The sequence below is a fragment of the Pseudomonas sp. B12(2026) genome (assembly GCF_057767015.1).
This window is the reverse complement of record NZ_CM173430.1, coordinates 2,106,609-2,126,300: the sequence shown is the minus strand read 5'-3', so window position 1 is coordinate 2,126,300 and position 19,692 is coordinate 2,106,609. Positions and strand designations below refer to the sequence as shown.

Annotated in this window: 18 protein-coding genes and 3 tRNA genes; 7 read left to right on the top strand and 14 right to left on the bottom strand. The window is 63.5% G+C overall.

Annotated elements, in window-relative coordinates; all coding sequences use genetic code 11:
- Positions 1-405 precede the first annotated feature (405 nt).
- The 6 genes from AC3B6A_RS10015 to AC3B6A_RS09990 all read right to left on the bottom strand — a co-directional run bounded on the left by AC3B6A_RS10015 (position 406) and on the right by AC3B6A_RS09990 (position 7,799).
- The gene (locus AC3B6A_RS10015; protein ID WP_488402425.1) at positions 406-1,785 is read right to left on the bottom strand and encodes a TolC family outer membrane protein; all 1,380 of its coding nucleotides are present in this window, start codon (positions 1,783-1,785) and stop codon (positions 406-408) included.
- A gap of 2 nt (positions 1,786-1,787) precedes the next feature.
- Positions 1,788-3,101 (bottom strand): HlyD family type I secretion periplasmic adaptor subunit, encoded by a 1,314-nt coding sequence (locus AC3B6A_RS10010; protein WP_488402424.1) that lies wholly within the window; start codon positions 3,099-3,101, stop codon positions 1,788-1,790.
- Positions 3,082-4,866: a type I secretion system permease/ATPase gene (locus tag AC3B6A_RS10005; RefSeq protein ID WP_488402422.1), complete on the bottom strand. Its 1,785-nt coding sequence runs from the start codon at positions 4,864-4,866 to the stop codon at positions 3,082-3,084. The genes AC3B6A_RS10010 and AC3B6A_RS10005 overlap by 20 nt, the downstream gene beginning before the upstream one ends.
- A gap of 345 nt (positions 4,867-5,211) precedes the next feature.
- Complete coding sequence (locus AC3B6A_RS10000; protein ID WP_488402420.1) at positions 5,212-6,060, bottom strand: response regulator transcription factor; 849 nt, start codon at positions 6,058-6,060, stop codon at positions 5,212-5,214.
- Positions 6,061-6,166: 106 nt separating this feature from the next.
- Positions 6,167-7,039: a fumarylacetoacetate hydrolase family protein gene (locus tag AC3B6A_RS09995; RefSeq protein WP_488402418.1), complete on the bottom strand. Its 873-nt coding sequence runs from the start codon at positions 7,037-7,039 to the stop codon at positions 6,167-6,169.
- Between the two features lie 19 nt (positions 7,040-7,058).
- Complete coding sequence (locus AC3B6A_RS09990; protein ID WP_488402416.1) at positions 7,059-7,799, bottom strand: SDR family oxidoreductase; 741 nt, start codon at positions 7,797-7,799, stop codon at positions 7,059-7,061.
- Between the two features lie 185 nt (positions 7,800-7,984).
- Between AC3B6A_RS09990 and AC3B6A_RS09985 the strand changes: the two genes are divergently transcribed.
- The 4 genes from AC3B6A_RS09985 (at position 7,985) to AC3B6A_RS09970 (ending at position 11,531) form a co-directional block, all read left to right on the top strand.
- Positions 7,985-8,770, top strand: coding sequence for a substrate-binding periplasmic protein (locus AC3B6A_RS09985; protein WP_488402414.1), 786 nt, complete (start codon positions 7,985-7,987; stop codon positions 8,768-8,770).
- Positions 8,771-8,859: 89 nt separating this feature from the next.
- Entirely contained in the window at positions 8,860-9,534 is a 675-nt protein-coding gene (locus tag AC3B6A_RS09980; RefSeq protein ID WP_488402412.1) for an amino acid ABC transporter permease, read from the top strand.
- 5 nt (positions 9,535-9,539) lie between these two features.
- On the top strand, positions 9,540-10,313 hold the full coding sequence (locus tag AC3B6A_RS09975) for an amino acid ABC transporter ATP-binding protein (RefSeq protein ID WP_488402410.1): 774 nt from the start codon (positions 9,540-9,542) through the stop codon (positions 10,311-10,313).
- A gap of 18 nt (positions 10,314-10,331) precedes the next feature.
- Positions 10,332-11,531, top strand: coding sequence for a pyridoxal phosphate-dependent aminotransferase (locus tag AC3B6A_RS09970; RefSeq protein WP_488402408.1), 1,200 nt, complete (start codon positions 10,332-10,334; stop codon positions 11,529-11,531).
- A 352-nt stretch (positions 11,532-11,883) separates the two neighbouring features.
- Here AC3B6A_RS09970 and AC3B6A_RS09965 read toward each other — a convergent pair.
- From AC3B6A_RS09965 to AC3B6A_RS09955, 3 genes are all read right to left on the bottom strand, one after another.
- Positions 11,884-11,959: transfer RNA gene (locus AC3B6A_RS09965), tRNA-Gly, on the bottom strand.
- Positions 11,960-12,045: 86 nt separating this feature from the next.
- A tRNA-Gly gene (locus AC3B6A_RS09960) sits at positions 12,046-12,121 on the bottom strand.
- 2 nt (positions 12,122-12,123) lie between these two features.
- Positions 12,124-12,199 (bottom strand) — tRNA-Glu (locus tag AC3B6A_RS09955).
- A 216-nt stretch (positions 12,200-12,415) separates the two neighbouring features.
- Here AC3B6A_RS09955 and AC3B6A_RS09950 point away from each other — a divergent pair.
- Together AC3B6A_RS09950 and AC3B6A_RS09945 are read left to right on the top strand one after the other, a co-directional pair.
- Entirely contained in the window at positions 12,416-13,189 is a 774-nt protein-coding gene (locus AC3B6A_RS09950) for a hypothetical protein (protein WP_488402406.1), read from the top strand.
- A gap of 46 nt (positions 13,190-13,235) precedes the next feature.
- Positions 13,236-13,898, top strand: coding sequence for a glutathione S-transferase family protein (locus AC3B6A_RS09945; RefSeq protein ID WP_488402404.1), 663 nt, complete (start codon positions 13,236-13,238; stop codon positions 13,896-13,898).
- Between the two features lie 201 nt (positions 13,899-14,099).
- Here the strand turns inward: AC3B6A_RS09945 and msrC are convergent, their stop codons facing one another.
- Positions 14,100-14,582, bottom strand: a complete 483-nt coding sequence (gene msrC / locus AC3B6A_RS09940; protein WP_488402402.1) for a free L-methionine (R)-S-oxide reductase MsrC — start codon at positions 14,580-14,582, stop codon at positions 14,100-14,102.
- A complete protein-coding gene (locus tag AC3B6A_RS09935; protein WP_488402401.1) occupies positions 14,579-15,475 on the bottom strand; it encodes an ATP-binding protein in 897 nt (298 codons plus the stop codon). Before AC3B6A_RS09935 ends, msrC begins: the two co-directional genes overlap by 4 nt.
- A 111-nt stretch (positions 15,476-15,586) precedes the next feature.
- Here AC3B6A_RS09935 and AC3B6A_RS09930 point away from each other — a divergent pair, with 111 nt between their 5' ends.
- The gene (locus AC3B6A_RS09930; protein ID WP_488402399.1) at positions 15,587-17,908 is read left to right on the top strand and encodes an ATP-binding protein; all 2,322 of its coding nucleotides are present in this window, start codon (positions 15,587-15,589) and stop codon (positions 17,906-17,908) included.
- A gap of 2 nt (positions 17,909-17,910) precedes the next feature.
- Here AC3B6A_RS09930 and AC3B6A_RS09925 read toward each other — a convergent pair whose 3' ends face one another.
- The 3 genes from AC3B6A_RS09925 to msrB form a co-directional block, all read right to left on the bottom strand.
- A complete protein-coding gene (locus AC3B6A_RS09925) occupies positions 17,911-18,381 on the bottom strand; it encodes a MarR family winged helix-turn-helix transcriptional regulator (RefSeq protein WP_488402397.1) in 471 nt (156 codons plus the stop codon).
- Positions 18,381-18,863 carry a glutathione peroxidase gene (locus AC3B6A_RS09920; RefSeq protein WP_488402396.1) on the bottom strand — a complete coding sequence of 161 codons (483 nt, stop codon included), beginning with the start codon at positions 18,861-18,863 and terminating at the stop codon, positions 18,381-18,383. Before AC3B6A_RS09920 ends, AC3B6A_RS09925 begins: the two co-directional genes overlap by 1 nt.
- Positions 18,864-19,097: 234 nt before the next feature.
- On the bottom strand, positions 19,098-19,493 hold the full coding sequence (msrB, locus tag AC3B6A_RS09915; RefSeq protein ID WP_488402394.1) for a peptide-methionine (R)-S-oxide reductase MsrB: 396 nt from the start codon (positions 19,491-19,493) through the stop codon (positions 19,098-19,100).
- Positions 19,494-19,692: the final 199 nt, after the last annotated feature.

Below are 19,692 nucleotides of genomic sequence, written 5' to 3'. Positions count from 1 at the left end.
CAGGAGCAACCGCACTGGCTTGCCCTGGATGTTGTGTTCCCTCGGCCGGTCAAATGAGTCTAGGCCAGCCAGGCATCCTGCCAGCCCGTTCATCCGCCGGCCGTCGCCCTGGGTCTCCTCCGGCGGCCCGGCCGAGGCTTCCGGAGGTTGCCGGCAGCCCCTGGTAAATCAAGGCCTTAGGCGTGCCCCGTGCGGTCTGCAATCCCGGCCGGCCCCGCAGAGGTCGTCAATTAATCGACAAGCGGCGCGAACGAAACGCAAATACTGTCGACTGCGTCAAATTATCGTCCAGGCCCGGCTCGCCGAGCCACGCGCGAATCCAACGAGTCGCGGCGCGCAGGAGGCGCGGGGCGGTTTCAGGCTGAGGGGCGACACCGGGACCAGAGCAGTCCCGGCCTGGCGGGATCAGGGTTGCTGGAAGTCCTGGCCGGGGCTGCCGGGGCCCAGCCAGCCATTCACGCTCTCGACGCTTTCCACCGGCGGCCGTCCCGCCCAGCGGTTGAGGGTGAACACATTGCTGAGAAACTCGTATTGCGTCTTGAGCAGGTCGCGCCGCGCGCGGAACTCGTTGCGTACGGCGGCCAGCACGTCGACGGCGTTGACCATTCCGTAGCTCAGCCCTTTCTCCGCCGCCACCCGGGACAGCTGCGCCGAGGACAGCGCCACCCGGCTCGCCTCGATCTTTTCACCGTTGGAATTGGCGGTCAGGTACGCGCTGGTGATCTCCTTGACCACCCGGCGGCGGATCTCTTCCAGTTGCTGCTCGGCGGCGAGCTGGTCCTGGTAGAGCCCGCGGACCCGCGCCGAGGTCGAACCGCCGCTGTAGATCGGCACCTGCACGCCGACGCCGGCGACATAGCTGTCGGTGCGCGGCGCCAGGGAGTTGTTGTAGCCCTCGTTGGTCTGTTGCGCGCTCAGGCTCAGGCTCACGGTCGGATAATGCCCGCCCTTGCCGCTGCGCAGCGCGGCTTCCGCTGCCTCGACGGCGCTCTCGCTGGCCTTGAGCGCCGGGTTCTGCGCCATGCCGTCACGCACCCAGGTTTCCAGGCTCTGCGCCGACGCCCGCAGGCGCACGTCATCGCGGACCCGGCTGAGCCGCTCCTTGACCGGCCGGCCGACGATCTCCGCCAGCGACTCGCGGCTGATGGTGGCCTGGTTGCTGGCGTCCAGTTCCTGCGCCGCCAGCAGGTCGACCCGGGCCTTGAGGTCGAGCTGGTCGGTGACCAGCGCCAGCTGCTTCTCGTACAACGCATTGACCCGGTCCAGGCTTTCCTGGGTGGTCCGCCGCTCCGCCCGCACCAGCTCCAGCTCGTCCTCGGCCGCCAGCGCGGTGAAGTAGCGCCGCGCCAGTTCCACGGTGGCCTCCGCCTGGGCTTCCAGCGCCTCCGATTCGGACTGCTTGGCCAGGCTCTTGAACTTCTTGTAGTTCTCCCACGCAGCCTTGTTGTAGAGGTACTGCCGCAGCACCAGGCTGTAGCTTTCGCTGTCGTAGCTGTCGTGCACCAGGTCGTTCTGCTGGTTGATCCAGTTGGTCCCGGCGTTGAGCGAAACCTGCGGCAACAGCGCTCCCATGGCTTCGCGCTGGTGCTCCCGGCCCGACTGCGCCTGCGCGAAGGAGGCCAGGACCTTCGGGTCCTCCAGCCGCGCCTCGCGGTACAACTGCATGAGATCGGTGGAAAGGTCCGAGACGCTGACCCCGGGCGATGTTGCCGCGGCGGTCTGCGCCAGGGCGCCGCCCGCCGCCAGCATGAAGGCTCCAGCCAGCAGAACTGTCGAGGTGTCCATGATCATTCCTCGATCATCGATTGGGACAGGGCATTGCGGGCCGGCTGCATCAGGTACTGCAACAGCGTGCGCTGCCCGGTGATGATCAGCACGTCCGCCGGCATCCCCGGCACCAGCTTGCGTTCACCCAGGGTGCGCACGCCGTGCTCGGTGACCCGGACCCGCGCCAGGTAATAGGCATTCCCGCTCTTTTCATTGATCAGCCGGTCGGCCGATACGCTGCTCACCTCGCCTTCGATCACCGGCGTGGTGGCGGCATTGAACGCGCTGAAACGGATGTCGGCGCGCTTGCCGATGGCGATGCGATCGATGTCCACCGGCGGCACCTGGGCCTCGATGACCAGCTCGGAGACCGACGGCACTATGTCCAGCAGCGGCGTCCCCGGATGCACGACGCCGCCGACGGTGTGCACCGTCATGCCGATCACCATGCCCGCGTCGGGCGCGCGGATGACGATGCGGCCGAGCCGGTCCTCCAGGGACGAGCTCTTCTCGCGCAGGTCGTAGATCTTGGTCTGGACCTCGGCCAGCTGCTTGGCGACCTCGGCGTTGAAATCCTTGTCGACCTGCAGGATCTGCAGCTGGGTTTCGTTGATCTGCAGCCGGGCCCGGTTGATGCTGGCCCGGTGGTCCGCCACCTCGGACCTGAGCAGCCCCAGCTTGCGCTGCTGCTCGACCAGGCGCTGCTTGTCGACGAAGCCCTGCTTGAGCAGGTCGGACAGCTCGCCGATTTCGCCGCTGTAGGAGCCCTCCAGCTGGACCTTGGCGCCGATCACCGATTCCAGCCCGTTGATCTGCTGGTTCAACTGGCCGATGCGTTCGCGCAGCACCGCGATCTGGCCCAGCCGCGAGCCCTGCCGGGCGTCGAACACCTGGGTCTCGCTCTGGCGCGCCTCCATGCCGCGCGGGCTGGCGAGATCGGCGCTCTCGCCGAAGCTGATCGCCGACAGCGAGTCGCGCTCGGCCTTGAGCCGCGCCTCCATGGCCATGGCCGCGACCAGCTGGTTGCGGGTCATCTCGTATTCGAAGCGCAGCTGGGCATCGTCGAGGACGATCAGCGGATCGTCCCGCCTGACGATGTCGCCGTCATGCACCAGCACCTCCTTGACGATGCCGCCTTCGAGGTGCTGGACGGTCTTGCGGTAGGTCTGCACCGTGACCACCCCCGGCGCGTAGACGGCGCCGTCGAGGGGCGCGAGCGCCGCCCAGGTGCCGAACAGGCCGAAGGTCACCCCGACGATGGCGAAGCCCAGGCGGCGGATCCTGTGATCCGATATCGGCAGGTCGGTGAAGCTTTCAATTTGACGACTGGGCATCGAAGTCGTCCTTGCGGGTATCGACCGGAGCGACACTGGCGCCTGCCGGCATGGCGCGCGGGTGTCCCTGCTGTTGTACCTGCGGCTGTTTTGCGGTGAGTTCGGCCAGCACCTGATCGCGCGACCCGTAGAGCGTGATGACGCCATCGTTCATCAGCAGGAGCCGGTCGAGTTGCGACACGATGTTGGTGCGGTGGGTGATGACGAACAGGGTCGCGCCGGTCTTCTTGAGCTGCTGGATGGCCGCCGCCAGGGCGCGATCGCCGACGTCGTCGAGATTGGAGTTGGGCTCGTCGAGCACGATCAGCCGCGGGTTGCCGTACAGCGCGCGGGCCAGCCCGATGCGCTGGCGCTGCCCTCCCGAGAGCATCACCCCCTCGCTGCCGATGACGGTGTCGTAGCCATCGGGCAGCAGCAGGATCATTTCGTGAACGCCGGCCATCCGGGCGGCCCGGATGACCTTCTCCGGATCGACCTCGGCGAAGCGGGCGATGTTCTCGCCGACGCTGCCTTCGAACAGCTCGATGTCCTGGGGCAGGTAGCCGATGTGCGGGCCGAGTTCGTGCTTGTCCCAGGTGCTGATGTCCGCGCCATCCAGCCGGACCACCCCATGCATCGGCGCCCACACCCCCATCAGCGCCCTGACCAGGGTCGACTTGCCGGCGGCGCTGGGGCCGATGATGCCCACCACGCAGCCGGCGGGTACGCTGAAACTGATGTTCCTGATGATCGGGGTCTTCGAGCCGGGCGCCGTGACGATCAGGTTCTCGATCTGCATGTGCCCCTGGGGCGCCGGCAGCGACATGCGCTCGGGCTGCGCCTGCAGCTTGCCAAGGATGTCGTTCAGCCGGCCGTACTGCGAGCGCGCCGAAATGAAGCCCTTCCAGCTGCCGATGAGCAGGTCGATGGGGGCCAGCGCACGGCCCAGGAGCACGGCCCCGGCGAACACCATGCCCGCCCCCACCTGATGGTCCACCGCCAGGTACGCGCCCAGCCCCAGCACCAGGGATTGCACGAGCAGCCGGAACGTCCGGGACAGCGTGCTGACGATCGCCCCCTTGTCGCTCGCCAGGGATTGCAACAGCAGAACGTTCCGCTGCCGTTGCCCCCAGCGGTCCATCAGGGTTTCCAGCATGCCCATGGACTCGATGACTTCCGCATTGCGCAGGTTCTTCGTGGTGTGCAGCGTCGCCCCGATATGCTCCTTGTTGGCCTGGGCCAGCGCCGGGGCCGTCAGCTTCTCGTTGACGTAGGCGAGCAACAGCAACAGCAGGGCGCTGCCCGTCGCCACCCAGCCGAACCAGGGGTGGAACAGGAACATCACGGCGATATAGATCGGCAGCCAGGGAGCGTCGAAGAAGGCGAACAGGCCGCTGCCGGTGAGGAACTGGCGCAGGCCCGTCAGGTCGTTGAGCGGCTGCGCCGAGGCATCCATGCCGCCGCTGTCCAGGGCCCGCCTGAAACTGGCCCTGTAGACCTGGCGGCTCAGCAGCACATCCAGGCGGGTACTGACCCGGACCATGATGCGCGAGCGAATCCACTCCAGGGAGCCGAGGGTGATCACCAGCACGGACATGATCAGCGTCAGCATGGCCAGGGTGGTCAGGCTTCCGCTGGTTATCACCCGCCCATACACCTGAAGCATATAAAAGGTTGGAACGAGCATTAGCGCGTTGATGAATAAGCTGAAAAAGCCGACGAAAAAGAAGCTCTCGCGACAGGCTTTCAACGCGCTCTTGAGACCGTCTTCAGGTGTGCTTGGCATGAAAACCTCTGCTCGAGAGGCCAACCTTCGTGGAGCTTAGATCACGCCGAAAGACTCTGTGAGGCGATTGGCCATTCTGCTTGAGGCAACGGGTAGCGCTTGCGCTGGCAGACGATACGGCCAGGCGCTGATCGGGGTACATTCACAAGATAATCCGGCGCAGGTGCTGCATTGAACGATGTTTAGTTGTTCATCATGTGGCGAGACCTGGGCAGCCTTATGTTCCAGTGGTTCCAGGTCGATTCGATAGGATTGCCGATGCCCGGCGACCGTGTAATGAAGAGAGCCTGACCTTGCCGGCTCGAAACTATCCACTGCCGCCGTTCAGCAGTAATCCCCCTCTACCTACTTCATCCTTCGATCTGTCGCCATCGGTGTGCGCATGGTCAGCGATACGTCATCCAGGAAGCGCGAGACCAATTCCGCTGCAGTCGAGACCTCAAGTTTCAGGTAAGAGTTCTTTCGATGCGTCTTGACGGTCTCGGCACTGATCCTGAGCTTTTCGGAAATTTCCTTCGAGCTGAAGCCTTTGAGAATCAAGCTAACGATCTCAGCTTCCCGAGGCGACAAAAGTTCACCGATGCTTTGCATGCCAGCCCGGTAGAAATGTTCCCGTGACGGCTGTTGCCTGTTTGCCAGCCAGGTGTTCAGGTAACGCTTCAACAGCGACTGAATTAAAGGGAACAGGCAGCCCAGCTTCGCGATCTCATCCGGGAAGAACGTAGCGCGGCCATGGCGGTAAAGCCCCACTTGGAGCGTCCGCTCGTCACTCAGTCGGACGGTGATATCCAACTCCTTGAGCAAATCAGGAAATCCTCGAGTGATATAGCCAATTTCCTCATTGCTGCTGAAACGGATGCTGTCGCATTCGCACGCGGGGCGCTGCAGAAATGGCGACTGGCTGAGCTCGCGCATGAAGTAGATACCGTTGTCGAGGCCTTTCAGGTGGTGCTGGTAGAAAGGGTGATAACGGAAGGTATCGCTGGAGAACCTATGCAGTGACCGCTCTTCCACCCCGATGGGAAAGTTGCTGCACAGATAAGTGGGGGCTGCAGCCTTGTCATAAAGAAACAAAGCGAACAGATCAAACGACACGATGCTATCCAGACATCCGAGCAGCAAATTAGGAAAGTCCTCGTGGTCGAGTGCATCGACCAACTGGCTCATTTGCGCAATCGAAATCGCAGCAGACATGCGGGACCTCCAGCGTATTACTGGTTATAGGCCGTTTGAGCATGCCAAATCACCATGAGGGCAGCAACGACCCCTCGGTTCCGTGATCCGAACCGAGGGGCTATCCCTAGTTCGAACAATCGCCGCCGGCGTCACACGCAGAAACGGTACGTTGCTCCTGCACGCCAAGCCCATCGATTCCCAGACGGATGCGTTGGCCGGGCCTGAGGTACACCGGGTTCGGTTTCTGTCCCATTCCCACGCCAGGCGGTGTGCCCGTGGAGATCACGTCGCCAGGATGCAGACTCATGAAGCGACTGACGTAACTGACCAACTGCGGCACACGGAAAATCATGGTGCGCGTGTTGCCTTCCTGATAGCGCTTACCGTCAACCTCCAACCACATTCCAAGCCCATGAGGATCAGCGACTTCGTCAGCGGTGACCAGCCACGGTCCTAGCGGGCCGAAGGTATCGCAACCCTTGCCCTTGTCCCAGGTGCCGCCGCGCTCGATCTGGAACTCACGTTCGGACACATCGTTGATGACACAGTAACCCGCTACGTGCTCAAGTGCCGCCTCCTCGCTGATGTACCGCCCGGGCTTACCGATCACGACGCCCAACTCGACCTCCCAGTCGGTCTTCTGCGAACCCAGAGGGATCTCTACTTCGTCGTTGGGGCCGACGATGGCGCTGGTCCATTTGCCGAAGATCACGGGCTCCTTCGGTATGTCGGCGCCAGTCTCCTTGGCGTGGTCGACATAGTTCAGGCCGATGCAGATGAACTTCCCCACCGAGCCCACGCATGGGCCGATGCGCGGGGAGCCAGCAACCAAAGGAAGGGACGTTGGGTCAAGACCGCGCAACTGGGCGAGCCCATGGGGTGTCAGGGTCTCCCCTGCTATGTCTGCAACAACAGCAGATAGATCACGCAGCCTTCCCTCGGAATCGAGGATGCCGGGCCTCTCAGCGCCTTTCTGTCCAAAGCGAACCAGTTTCATGACATGAAATCCTTATTGTTCAGTTGCTCCAACCGCCATCGATGATCTGCACGGTACCGGTCACGAAAGCACTGGCATCGCTGGCCAGGTACAACGCGAGTTGCGCGACTTCTTCGGCACTGCCCAGTCGACCGAGTGGCTGTCGACCGACGAACTCGCCATAGACCTCATCGACCGACTTGCCCATCCTCTCCGCTTGTACGCGAATCCGCTCGCGAAGCGATGGCGAGTCGACTGTTCCTGGGCAGATGGCGTTGCAGCGGATGCCTCGCTTGACGAAGTCCGCAGCTATCGAGCGGGTCAGGCCGATCACTGCAGCCTTGCTGGCACTGTAGGCGAATCGTCCGGTGACGCCCTTGATGCTGGAAGCAACCGAGGACATGTTGATCAGGTTCCCAGCGCCGGCTTCGAGCATTGACGGTAGAAATGCCTGGCACATGCGGAACATGGCCGTGGCGTTGAGCGTGAATGCCAGTTCCCAGTCCTGCTCGCTGCAGTCCAGCACGGTTCCGCTATGGACTATGCCAGCGCAGTTGAACAGCACATCGACGTGGCCTACGTCGGCAGCCAGGCGCTGGATCTCGTGCAGGGAAGTGAGGTCGCACTCCACCGCCTTGATGCCCGTCAGGCTGGATAGCTTGGCCACGTCGATATCGACGGCGATGACGTCGGCACCAGCCTGCTGAAATGCCAGTGCGCTCGCTCGACCGATACCCTGAGCTGCTGCTGTGACCAGGGCCCGCTTCCCGGATAAATCCATGTGTCTCCTCCTCACGATGCGTATTGAACTGCGTGGATTGCGCCTGTCAGGCGCTGCCGCAGTTCATGCAAAGTAGGTCGCGGCTCCCCTCTCCCACCATCCCCCCAAGAGGGGATAACTCGCTCTACAGACTTCTTGTTAATTTCGGCCTCACCAATAAGAAAGTCGGTTTCAGGAGGAGCAATATGAAGGTGATCTTGAGAACGTCGGCCGCTGCGGCATTCCTTACTCTGGTATCGGCTGCATGCTTTGCAGCGGACATCCGAGTGGCTGTAAACCAGGCCAACCCACCCTATGAATTCGAGGATAAACAGGGGGCATTGACCGGTTTCGAAGTCGAGGTGGTCAATACCGTGGCCGAGCGCCTGAAGAAGTCCGTCGAATATTCGTCGATGCCGTTCAACATGCTGTTTGCGGCCGTGCAATCCGGCCGGGCGGATATTGCCATCGGCGGCATCACTATCACCTCCAAGCGCCTGGAGAGTGTGGCGTTCACCCAGCCCTTCATCGATTCGAACCAGTGCATTACGGTGATGGCCACGGGCGATATCAAGCGTATCGATCAGCTAAAAGGACACGAACTCGGAGTGATCACCGGCACCGTCGGCGAAATCTGGGCCAGCAAGGCGTTGAAGGACAACGCTTTCGAGGAAATCCGTCGCTACGACGGCAATATCGAGCCGATGATGGATCTCGCCTCGGGGCGAACGAGTGCAACCGTCAACGACTGCCCGATCACTGCCTGGTACATCAAGGACAAGCCGCAGTTCACGATCATTCACGAGGTCTCCACCAGCGACAAGAACGCCTTGATGATGCCCAAGAACAGCACGGTCCTGGCCGAAGTCGACGGCGAACTCGGACGCATGAAAGCGGATGGCACCCTGGCAGGTATCTACAAGAAATGGTTCAGCACAGAGCCAAGTCCCGACTCCAGCACGGTGAAAGCCGAACCCATTCCGAAGCCATAACAAGAACGCCCAGGGCACTCTGGCGGCGGGTGACCTCCCCCAGAGCTGTACCCCTGGATGCGATGCTGCCGTAGGGACAGGAGGTGTACATGGGTCTGGTTGAAACGTTCTTCAATCCAGAGGTACTGGCTGATTCCATCAGCTCACTCTTCACCGGCTTCAAGTTGACCATTCTGCTGGGCTTCACCAGCCTGGCTGTGGCAACCGCCCTGGGGCTGGTTCTGGTCATAGTGCGGCTCTACGCGATCCGGGCGCTCCAGTATCTGGCGATCATCCTGATCGACCTGTTGCGAGCGATCCCATTACTGGTGCTGCTGGTCATCGTCTACTACGCGCTACCGTTCGTGGGGCTTCGCCTGCCGCCGTTCTGGGCGGCGACCACTGCTCTGTCGCTGGTGGCTTCGGCGTATATCGCAGAGACGTTTCGCGCTGGCATCGAGGCAGTTCCAGCCGGGCAAATCGAGGCAGCCAAGGCGCTGGGGTTCTCGTGGTGGAGAATGATGGTCGACATCGTCCTGCCACAGGCCGTCCGCTTCACCATCCCACCAGGCACGGGGATCGCCATCAGCCTGATCAAGGATACGGCGCTCGCCTCGGTCGTGGCCATGCCGGATCTGTTGAAGCAGGCGACGCAAGCCCAGGCCTACTTCGCTAACCCCTCTCCGCTGATCGGCGCCGCGCTCCTCTACTTAGCGCTGCTGTTGCCATTGGTGCGGGTAGTCAGCGCCATCGAAGCCAGGCAGAAGAGACAGGGAGCACGATAGTGGATATGCCATACAAACCGCAGCCTGATGCGCCGCTGATCTGTATCAGGAACCTGGAGAAGCACTATGGCGAATTCCAGGCGCTCGACGGTATCAACCTCGACGTCGCTCGGGGCGAGGTCATCGCCCTGATCGGCCCTTCGGGATCCGGGAAATCCACATTGGTGCGCTGCATCAACCTGCTGGAGGAGTACGACGGCGGCTCAATCGATGTCGACGGTGTGAGAGTGCGCAACGACCGCAACCTCGCCCGGGTGCGCGCCGAGGTCGGCATGGTGTTCCAGCAGTTCAATCTCTTTCCGCACATGAGTGCGCTGAAAAACGTGGCGCTGGCGCCTGTACGTGTGCGCGGCTTGTCCTGGGGTGAAGCCAACGCACGGGCCGAAGCACTGCTTGAGCGTGTTGGGTTGAAGGCACACCAGCACAAGCGACCCGGGCAGTTGTCGGGCGGGCAGCAACAGCGCGTCGCCATTGCCCGGGCACTTGCCATGAAACCCGAGCTCCTGCTGTTCGATGAACCCACATCCGCCCTGGACCCGGAAATGGTTCAGGAGGTGCTGGACGTGATCCAGGACATCGCCAGGACAGGCGTCACCCTGCTGATCGTGACCCACGAAATGTCGTTCGCACGGCAGGTGGCCAACCGGATCGTGTTCATGGAACAGGGGCGCATTGTCGAGACAGCTCCGCCCGACACCTTTTTCGAAAGACCTGCCTCCGAGCGAGCGCGGGCCTTCATCAGCACCTCGACGCAGGCGCACCGCTCGCAGTCGGCTTGAACTGCAGGAGAGTTACCAATGACCTCATATTCCCAGCGTCTTCAGACAGACCACCCTGGATTGCATGCCCGGTCCACGGTTCAATCCCTGGAGGCGTCACCTATTCGCGAAGTCGCCAATGGAGCCATGGGGCGCAACGACGTTCTGCCATTCTGGTTTGGTGAGTCCGACCAGCCGACTGCAGCGTTCATCCGCCAGGCCGCCAAAGACTCGCTCGACCGGGGTGAGACTCGATACGCGGAAAATCTCGGCCGCCCCTATCTACGGAGCGCACTGTCCGAGTACCTGAGCCACCTCCATGGTGTGGAAATCGGTATGGAACGGCTGGCTATCTGCGGCTCCGGTGTGTCAGCCATCATGCTGGCCGTCCAGTTGCTGCTCGAGCCAGGTGACCGTGTCGTCGCCATCACCCCGCTCTGGCCCAATCTGACCGAGATTCCGGCAATAGTGGGTGCAAAGGTCTCACGCTTTCCCCTGTCGACCAAAGGCAATCGTTGGAGCCTGGACGTCGAGAGGCTACTGCACGCGCTGACCCCGGATACGCGGGTACTGCTCCTGAATTCGCCGAACAACCCAACGGGATGGACCATCGACGAAGAGTCGATCGCCCCGATTCTTGCGCACTGTCGCAAGCACGGTATCTGGATCGTCTGCGACGACGTCTACGAGCGCCTGGTCTACGACCCGGGCATTCCATCGGCGCCGTCCTTTCTACGCCACTACCTACCCGGGGATCGCATCATTTCGGTGAACAGCTTCTCTAAGGCATGGACGATGACGGGTTGGCGCGTTGGTTGGCTGGTAGCGCCTCCAGAGCTCATTGGCGATCTGGCCAAACTAATCGAGTACAACAACTCCTGCGTATTCGACGCCGTCCAGCAGGCGGGGTGTACAGCACTGCTGCAGGGGGAAACGGAGGTTGCCGCGCTGCGTATGCGCCTGGCTCAAACACGTCGGATACTCGTGGATGCGCTTCAGACCATGCCCGAGATCGAAGTGCCTGATGCGGGCGGCGCCATGTATGTGTTCTTCCGGATCGTCGGATTCGAGGACTCGAAGGTCCTGGCTCACCAGTTGGTAAACCAGGTCGGACTTGGCCTGGCGCCCGGCATCGCGTTTGGTCCAGAAGCGTCGAGCTGGCTGCGTTGGTGCCACGCCACCTCGCCAGAGCGGCTGCAGGAGGGTATTCAGCGGCTTCGGAAATTCCTTGCGTTGTAATACGCGGCACACTGTGCGGGTGCCCGAGCCGCTCAACACCCGCCTTCCCCCGTATTGAGATTTCACTTCATTGCTCAGACGTATCCCCGGCACAGGAATCAGTGTCGGTTCTCGAAACATAATCCTGCTTGCGTAACTCACACCCAGGCAGGACCAGGACTATCCCTTGTTTATCAATAGTTTAGGGATAGGCCTTCACAAGAAACGGCGTGAACGGAGGGGTGGCCGGAACGTATTCACATTTCAAACACGTGAATAAGCCCAGTAAAGCGTGAATATTTTCTAGGCGAAAAACGAAAAGGGCCCCATCTCTGGGGCCCTTCTGAATCTTGCCATCTCTGGCAAGAGCATTTGGAGCGGGAAACGAGACTCGAACTCGCGACCCCGACCTTGGCAAGGTCGTGCTCTACCAACTGAGCTATTCCCGCATCAACTTTTTGCAACCTTCAGCTTTCGCCAAAGGGTAACGCCATTTCATCTTTCGTTTACCGCCGCCTGGCGATAACCGAGAATTTGGAGCGGGAAACGAGACTCGAACTCGCGACCCCGACCTTGGCAAGGTCGTGCTCTACCAACTGAGCTATTCCCGCAATGGCGTCCCCTAGGGGACTCGAACCCCTGTTACCGCCGTGAAAGGGCGGTGTCCTAGGCCACTAGACGAAGGGGACGCGGCCCGGAACTTCAACATCTTTCCGACTTCGCCGCTTTGCTGTTTCAGCGTTTCGCGTCGAAGTGGCGCGCATTCTATGGACCCTTTGGAGGGTCGTCAACCCTCAGAAGAAAATTTTTTTAAATCAAAGACTTCTGGGTAAAAATCGAGCAGCTGCTATCAGCGGTAGCACTAAGACATTACACTCGCGAAAAACCCTTCGGGAGCTTTCCAGGTGTCCCCACTCGTCATTACCGTCCTGGTCCTCGTCGGCATCGCCCTGCTGGTTGCCATCGGCTACATCAACCATCTGGTCGAGAACCGCAAGCTGGAACAGGCCCGGCAGAAAGCCGATCTGCTCGACCGCTACCGGCGCTGCTCGGAGATTTCCGAGTCCATGCCCGGCCAGTTCATGTCCCCGGCGCTGAAGCTGCTGCTCAGCCGTTTCGAATTGAACCTCGGCGAACGCCTGCTGGCCATCGACAAGCAGAATGCCCAGATAAAGGAACGCATCGCCGAACTGCGCCCGCTCGTCGCCCAGGGCGAGTCCATTGCGGTGCGCAATGCGCCGCAGGCCATCCTCACCGAGGCCAAGGCCAAGGACGTCCGCTTCCTCTTCGAGGCCCTGCACGCCCAGCTCACCCGCTGCCTGCAGGAGGGCCTGCTGCCACGCAACGAAGCCCAGCAATGGGTGAAGGAAATCCGCCACCTGCTCGCCCTCCTGCATATAGAGTTCTTCGGCAACATCGGCCAGCAGGCCCTGCAACAGGGGCAGCCGGGCCAGGCGCGGCTGGCTTTCGAGCGCGGCGTGCAGTACCTGCAGAAGCAGCAGGACCCCGGCCGCTACCAGGCGCAGTTGCAGCAGATGGAGAATCAGCTGGCGCGCGCCAACGCGATGGTGCTGGAAAACGTCCAGCCCGCCAGCGACGAGCACAGCCCGTTGAACGACGGCCTCAAGGCCCTCGACGACGACGATCTGTGGAAGAAGAAGAACCTTTACGACGACTGACGCGTCGAACCTGCATATCCGGCCACCTACGCCCCAGGAGCCTTCCATGAGCCTCGTAGTCTTCGGCGCCCCGCTTTCCCCCTTCGTCCGCAAGGTCCGCCTGTTCTGTGCCGAGAAGGGTCTGGACTACCAGCTGGAGAACGTCAATCCGTTCAACCAGCCCGACTGGTACCGCGAGCTCAACCCGCTGCGCCGCGTGCCGGCGATCCGCGATGGCGACTTCACCCTCGCCGACTCCAGCGTCATCTGCCAGTACCTGGAAGAACGCGACCCGCAGCACGCCCCGCTGTGCGGCGAGACCGCGCAGGCGAAGGCGCGTATACGCTGGCTGGAGAAATACGCCGACTACGAGGTCGCGCCGCTCGCCACCTTCACCGTGTTCCGCAACCGCCTGCTCAAACCGCTGATGGGCAAGGTCTGCGACGAGGTCGCGGTCAAGGGCGCCCTGCAGGAGAAGCTGCCGGAGCATTTCGACTACCTGGAGAAATGCCTGGGGGCGAATCCGTATTTAGTCGACAACCGCTTCAGCCTCGCCGACATCGCCATTGCCAGCCAGCTGGTGAACATGCGCCACGGCGGCGAGGAACTGGACGCGCAGCGCTGGCCGGCGCTGGCGGCGCACTTCGGGCGCATCACCAGCCGCTCCACCCTGGCCGCCATCCTCGAGGGCGAACAGCAGATCATCGCCAAGATCCTCGCCAAGCGCTGATCGGCCCGCCATGAAAGCTGAAGAAGGGCTCTCGTAGGAGCGGACCTTGTCCGCGATGAGCCCCGCGCAAATCTTTCGCGGACAAGGTCCGCTCCTACGAAGAGACGAGACGCCTGCGCAGGGCTGTTTGCAGGCAGCTCGCCCCCCACGAAGAACCATGAAAAAGCCCCGCCATTGCGGGGCTTTTTCATGGGCAGCGGATCAGCAGTCGGTCAGGCGCAGGAAGATCGCCGCCAGACGCTCGATGCCCGCCTGGTCGACTTCGCCGAAGCGGCCGACGCTGGGGCTGTCCAGGTCCAGCACGCCGATCAGGCGGCCGTCCTTCACCAGTGGCACCACCAGCTCGCTGCTGGAGGCGCTGTCGCAGGCGATATGGCCGGGGAAGGCATGCACGTCCTCGACCCGCTGGGTCTCGCGGGTGCGCGCCGCCGCGCCGCACACGCCCTTGCTGAACGGAATGCGCACGCAGGCGACCTTGCCCTGGAACGGGCCGAGCACCAGTTCCTCGTTGCGATTGAGGTAGAAGCCGGCCCAGTTCAGGTCCGGCAGTTCGTTGAACAGGAACGCCGAGAACTGTGCGGCGTTGGCGATGAAGTCGCGCTCGTCGGCGAACAGCGACTCCGCCTGCGCGGCCATCAGCGCGTAGCCGTCCAGGCCGGCACCGGCCTGTTGCAGATCGATCATGGGGTATCTCCTTCCAGTAACTGACGGCCCACCCAGTAGCGGGCGAATTGGTAGGCACAGCGGCCATTGCGATTGCCGCGTCCGAGTGCCCAGCGGATGGCTTCCTTCTCCAGCGCCTCGTCCCAGGTCCAGGCGGCGAGCCCGGACTTCTGCGCGAGCACTTCGACCCAGTGGCGCACCACGCCGAGGAAGTGCTCCTGGGTGAAGGGATAGAAGGACAGCCACAGGCCGAAGCGGTCGGACAGGGCGATCTTGTCCTCCACCGCTTCGTTGGGATGCAGTTCGCCGTCGACCATCTTCCAGTTCTCGTTGTCGCTCTGCTTCTCCGAGACCAGGTGGCGGCGATTCGAGGTGGCGTAGAGCAGCACGTTGTCCGGCGCCTGCTCCAGCGAGCCGTCGAGCACGCTCTTGAGCACCCGGTAGTCGCCCTCGCCGGCGTCGAACGAGAGGTCGTCGCAGAACAGCACGAAACGCTGCGGCAGGCCGTGCAACTGTTCGACCACGCGCGGCAGGTCGGCCAGGTGATCGCGTTCGATCTCGATCAGGCGCAGCCCCTCGCCGGCCAGCTCGGCCAGCAGCGCGCGCACCAGCGAGGATTTGCCGGTGCCGCGCGCGCCCCACAGCAGGGCGTGGTTGGCCGGCTTGCCGGCAACGAACTGGCGGGTGTTGCGCGCCAGCTGGTCACGCTGGGTGTCGACGCCCAGCAGGTCGTCCAGGCGCAGTTCGAGGCTGACCTCCAGCGCCTGCAGGTAGCCGCTGCGCCCATCGCGGTGCCAGCGCGCGGCCAGGCTGCGCTGCCAGTCGACCGGCGCGCGCAAGGCCGGCAGCAGAGGCTCCAGGCGCGCCAGCAGCGACTCGGCGCGCGCGAGAAAATCGTTCAGACGGGAATCCACGCTGGTCTCCACGAATCATTGGACGTTCGGCTACAGGCTATGCCGACAGACGGTTCCGATGGGCTATGCTACGCCGCAGAAAAGCTTTCGCGAGGCGATGCTCCGCACTCCATGGATATTGCGCTCACACATCGCCTCTCGTTCAAGCAGGCCAGCCTGACCGTGCTGGTGGCGTTCCTGCTGGGGACGCTGCTGAGCCTCATCCAGGTAGCCGTCGATTATGCCAGCCAGGACGCCTCCATCAACCGCGAAGTTCGCGCCCTGCTGGACGTCAGCCACAACCCCGCCGCGCGCATCGCCTACAACATCGACGCCGAACTGGCCCAGGAACTGGTGGTCGGCCTGCTGCGCTCGCCGGCGGTGATCCGCGCCGAGATCATCGACAACGCCGGCGTGCCCCTGGCCAGCGCCAGCCGGCCGCCCGCGGAAAGCCGGCTGCGGCGCCTGAGCGACTTCCTCTTCGGCGAGCAGCGCAATTACGAGGAGCCGCTGTTCGTCGACCACGCGCCGAGCGAGTCCCTCGGCGTGCTGCGCCTGGAGATCGACACCTTCGTGTTCGGCAACGACTTCCTGCGGCGCGCCGGCATGACGTTCATTGCCGGCTTCATCCGCAGCCTGCTGCTGTCGCTGATCCTGCTGGTGCTGTTCTTCACGCTGCTGACCAAGCCGCTGGTGAGCCTGATCGACGCCCTCAGCCGCCACGACCCGCGCTCGCCCTCGCGCCTGCGCCTGCCCTGCCCGCGCGGCCACGAGCACGACGAGATCGGCGTGCTGGTGGAGGTCACCAACCGCCAGCTCAATCGCATCTCGGTGGAAATGGAGCAGCGCCGCGAGGCCGAGGACCGGCTGACCCAGTACCTGGAGGAGCTGGAAAGCATCGTCGCGGCGCGCACCGCCGAGCTGAAGGCGGCCAACGCGCGCCTCACCCTGTCCAACCAGGAGCTGGAGCAGGCGCGGCAGACCGCCCTGGCCATGGCCCAAGCGCGCGGCAGCTTCCTGGCCAACATGAGCCACGAGATCCGCACCCCGCTCAACGGCCTGCTGGGCATGCTCGGCCTGGCCCTGGACGGTCCGCTGACCAACGAGCAGCGCCAGCAGCTGTCCATCGCCCACGACTCCGGCAAGGTGCTGCTGGAGCTGCTCAACGACGTGCTCGACCTGTCCAAGTTCGAGGCCGGCCAGCTGGAGCTGGAGCAGATTTCCTTCGACCTGGGCACCCTGGTGGAAGACACCGCCAGCCTGCTGTCGCAGAACGCCGGGCCGTCCGTGGAGCTCACCTGCCTGATCAGCCCGCGCCTGCCGGCGCAGCTCTCCGGGGACCCGACGCGGGTGCGCCAGGTGGTCAGCAACCTGCTCTCCAATGCCTTGAAGTTCACCCGCCTGGGGCGCGTCGACATCCGCGTCGAACCGCAGGACAGCGGCGTGCGCATCAGCGTGCGCGACACCGGGATCGGCATCGCCCCCGAGGCCCTGCAGAAAATCTTCCAGCCCTTCGCCCAGGCCGATGCCGGCATCGCCCGCCAGTACGGCGGCACCGGCCTCGGCCTGGCGCTGACGCGCAAGCTGTGCGAGGCGATGAAGGGCGAGCTGGTGGTCAAGTCCGAGCCCGGACTGGGCAGCGAATTCATCGCCACCCTGCCCCTCGCGGCGCTGGAGCCGGCCCCGTCGCCGCGCCCCCTGGGCGGCCGGCTGATCGTCCAGTGCGCCGCCAGCAGCGGCCTGGCGGCGCTGCTGGAGCAATGGCTGCCGCAATGGAATGTCGCGTACCGGCGCCTGGACATCGACGCGAGCCTGGCCGGCATGGAGCTGGACGCGCTGCTCTCGGACTGCCCGGACTGCCTGATCACCCTGCGCCAGCACGTGGCCAAGCCGGTCCTGCTGGTCACCGCCTACGGCAACTTCCTCGAGCAGCCGCTGGCCCAGCGCCTGGCGCCCTTGCGCCAGCTGGCCCGACCGCTGTCGCGGGCGGTGCTCTACCAGGCGCTCAAGCAGGCCTTCGAGCATCAACCGCTGCCGGCCTCGGCCAGCACCGAGGCCGCGCAGGCGGAGCAGTTCTCGGCACGAGTGCTGCTGGTGGAGGACAACCCGGTCAACCAGCTGGTGGCCAAGGGGCTGCTGCAGAAACTCGGCTGCGTCGTGGCCGTCGCCGCCGATGGCAAGGAAGCGCTGGACCAGCTGGGCGACGGCGCCTTCGACCTGGTGCTGATGGACTGCAACATGCCGGTGATGGACGGCTACCAGGCCACCCGGGCGATCCGCGAAAGCGGGCGCTGGCCGGGCCTGCCGGTCATCGCCCTGACCGCCAACGCCCTGCCGGACGAGCGCGAGCGCTGCCGCACCGCCGGCATGGACGACTACCTGGCCAAACCCTTCCACCGCGACGAGCTGGCGGCGATCCTGGAGCGCTGGGTGGACCACCGCCCGCGCGGCTGAGCTCAGCCTTCCAGCTGCCCCAATTGCAGCAGCAGCGAATCCAGCTGCTCGCGCAGGCCGGCGGCGGCACTCAGGTCCAGGCCGCTGCGGCACAGCAGGTCTTCGCGCAGCGGCAGCACCCTGTCGCGCAGCGCGATGCCCGCCCCGGTCAGCCGGAGGTGCACTTCCCGCTCGTCGTGCCGCGCCCGCCGGCGCTCGACCAGCCCGAGCTGCTCCAGGCGCTTGAGCAGCGGCGTCAGGGTGCCGGAGTCGAGCATCAGCCGCTCGCCCAGCGCCTTCACCGAGGGCTGCTCCGGCGGCTCGGCCTGCCACTCCCAGAGCACCAGCATGGCCAGGTACTGCGGATAGGTCAGGCCGAGGGCGTCGAGCATCGGCCGGTAGCCGCGGATCACCGCGCGGGACGCCGCATACAGGCGGAAGCACAACTGGTTGTCGAGCAACAGCTCTGGCTGCAGGACTGCCGAATCCTTCATCACAGCAGCGCTTCGATCTCGGCGCAAAGCTGCTCCGGCTTGGTGGTCGGGGCGAAGCGCTTGACCACCTTGCCGTCCTGGCCGATCAGGAACTTGGTGAAGTTCCACTTGATGCCCTGGCTGCCCAGCAGGCCCGGCGCGCGCTGCTTCAGCTGCACGTAGAGCGGGTGGGCGTCGGCGCCGTTGACGTCGATCTTCTTGAACAGCGGGAAGCTGACGCCGAAGTTCAGCTCGCAGAACTGCGAGATCTGCCCTTCATTACCCGGCTCCTGCTTGCCGAACTGGTTGCAGGGGAAGCCGAGCACCACCAGGCCCTTGTCCTTGTACTGCCGCCACAGTGCCTCCAGCCCCTTGTACTGCGGGGTGAAGCCGCACTGGCTGGCGGTATTCACCACCAGCAGCGCCTTGCCGCCGAAATCGGCGAGGGTCTTCTGTTCGCCCTTGATGGTGGTCACGGGAATGTTCAGCAGTGCGTCGCTCATGGTGAATGGCTCCGGCGGAAAGTGGGAAACTTGAGGATAGCGATCAATTAAATTGCACACAATTGAATTGATCGCGAATTACCCGACGAATATCCCGATATCACAACCAGCGACATAGCCCTGTAGGAGCGAGCTTGCTCGCGAACAAGCCCCGCAGCGGAGGTTGGTTCGCGAGCAAGCTCGCTCCTACGAAGAGCCGCAAGAAAAAGGCCCGCCGGGTGGCGGGCCTTGGTGTCACGCTTTCGGCACCAGCTTCAGCGACGCCGAGTTGATGCAGTAGCGCAGCCCGGTCGGCCGCGGGCCGTCGGGGAAGACATGGCCCAGGTGCGCATCGCACTTGCCGCAGCGCACCTCGATACGGTGCATGCCGTGGCTGAAGTCCTCCAGCTCGCGGACGACCTCGCCGTCCACCGGCTGGAAGTAGCTCGGCCAGCCGCTGCCCGAGTCGTACTTGGCGTCCGAGTCGAACAGCGCGGTGCCGCAGCACACGCAGTGGTAGATGCCGGGGGTCTTGGTGTCGTGGTATTCGCCGGTGAAGGCGCGCTCGGTGCCGCCCAGACGGCAGATGTGGAACTGCTCGTCGGTGAGTTCGTCACGCCAGGAGTCCAGGGGCTTGTCCAGCTTTTCCATCGATCTGCCTCCATAAATGGAAAAATGCCCGATCCCTCTCTTTTCCGCGAATCGGGCCGCACGTATGATGCGCGTGGTTAACGTCAGGTTCAGAATCTGCCGCACAGCGACATTCTCGCGATAGAAAAGCCTTAAAAACTCTACTTTTTCGAGAAATCCACTGTTTTCCTATCGATTTTCAGGGTCGATACCAGGGAAA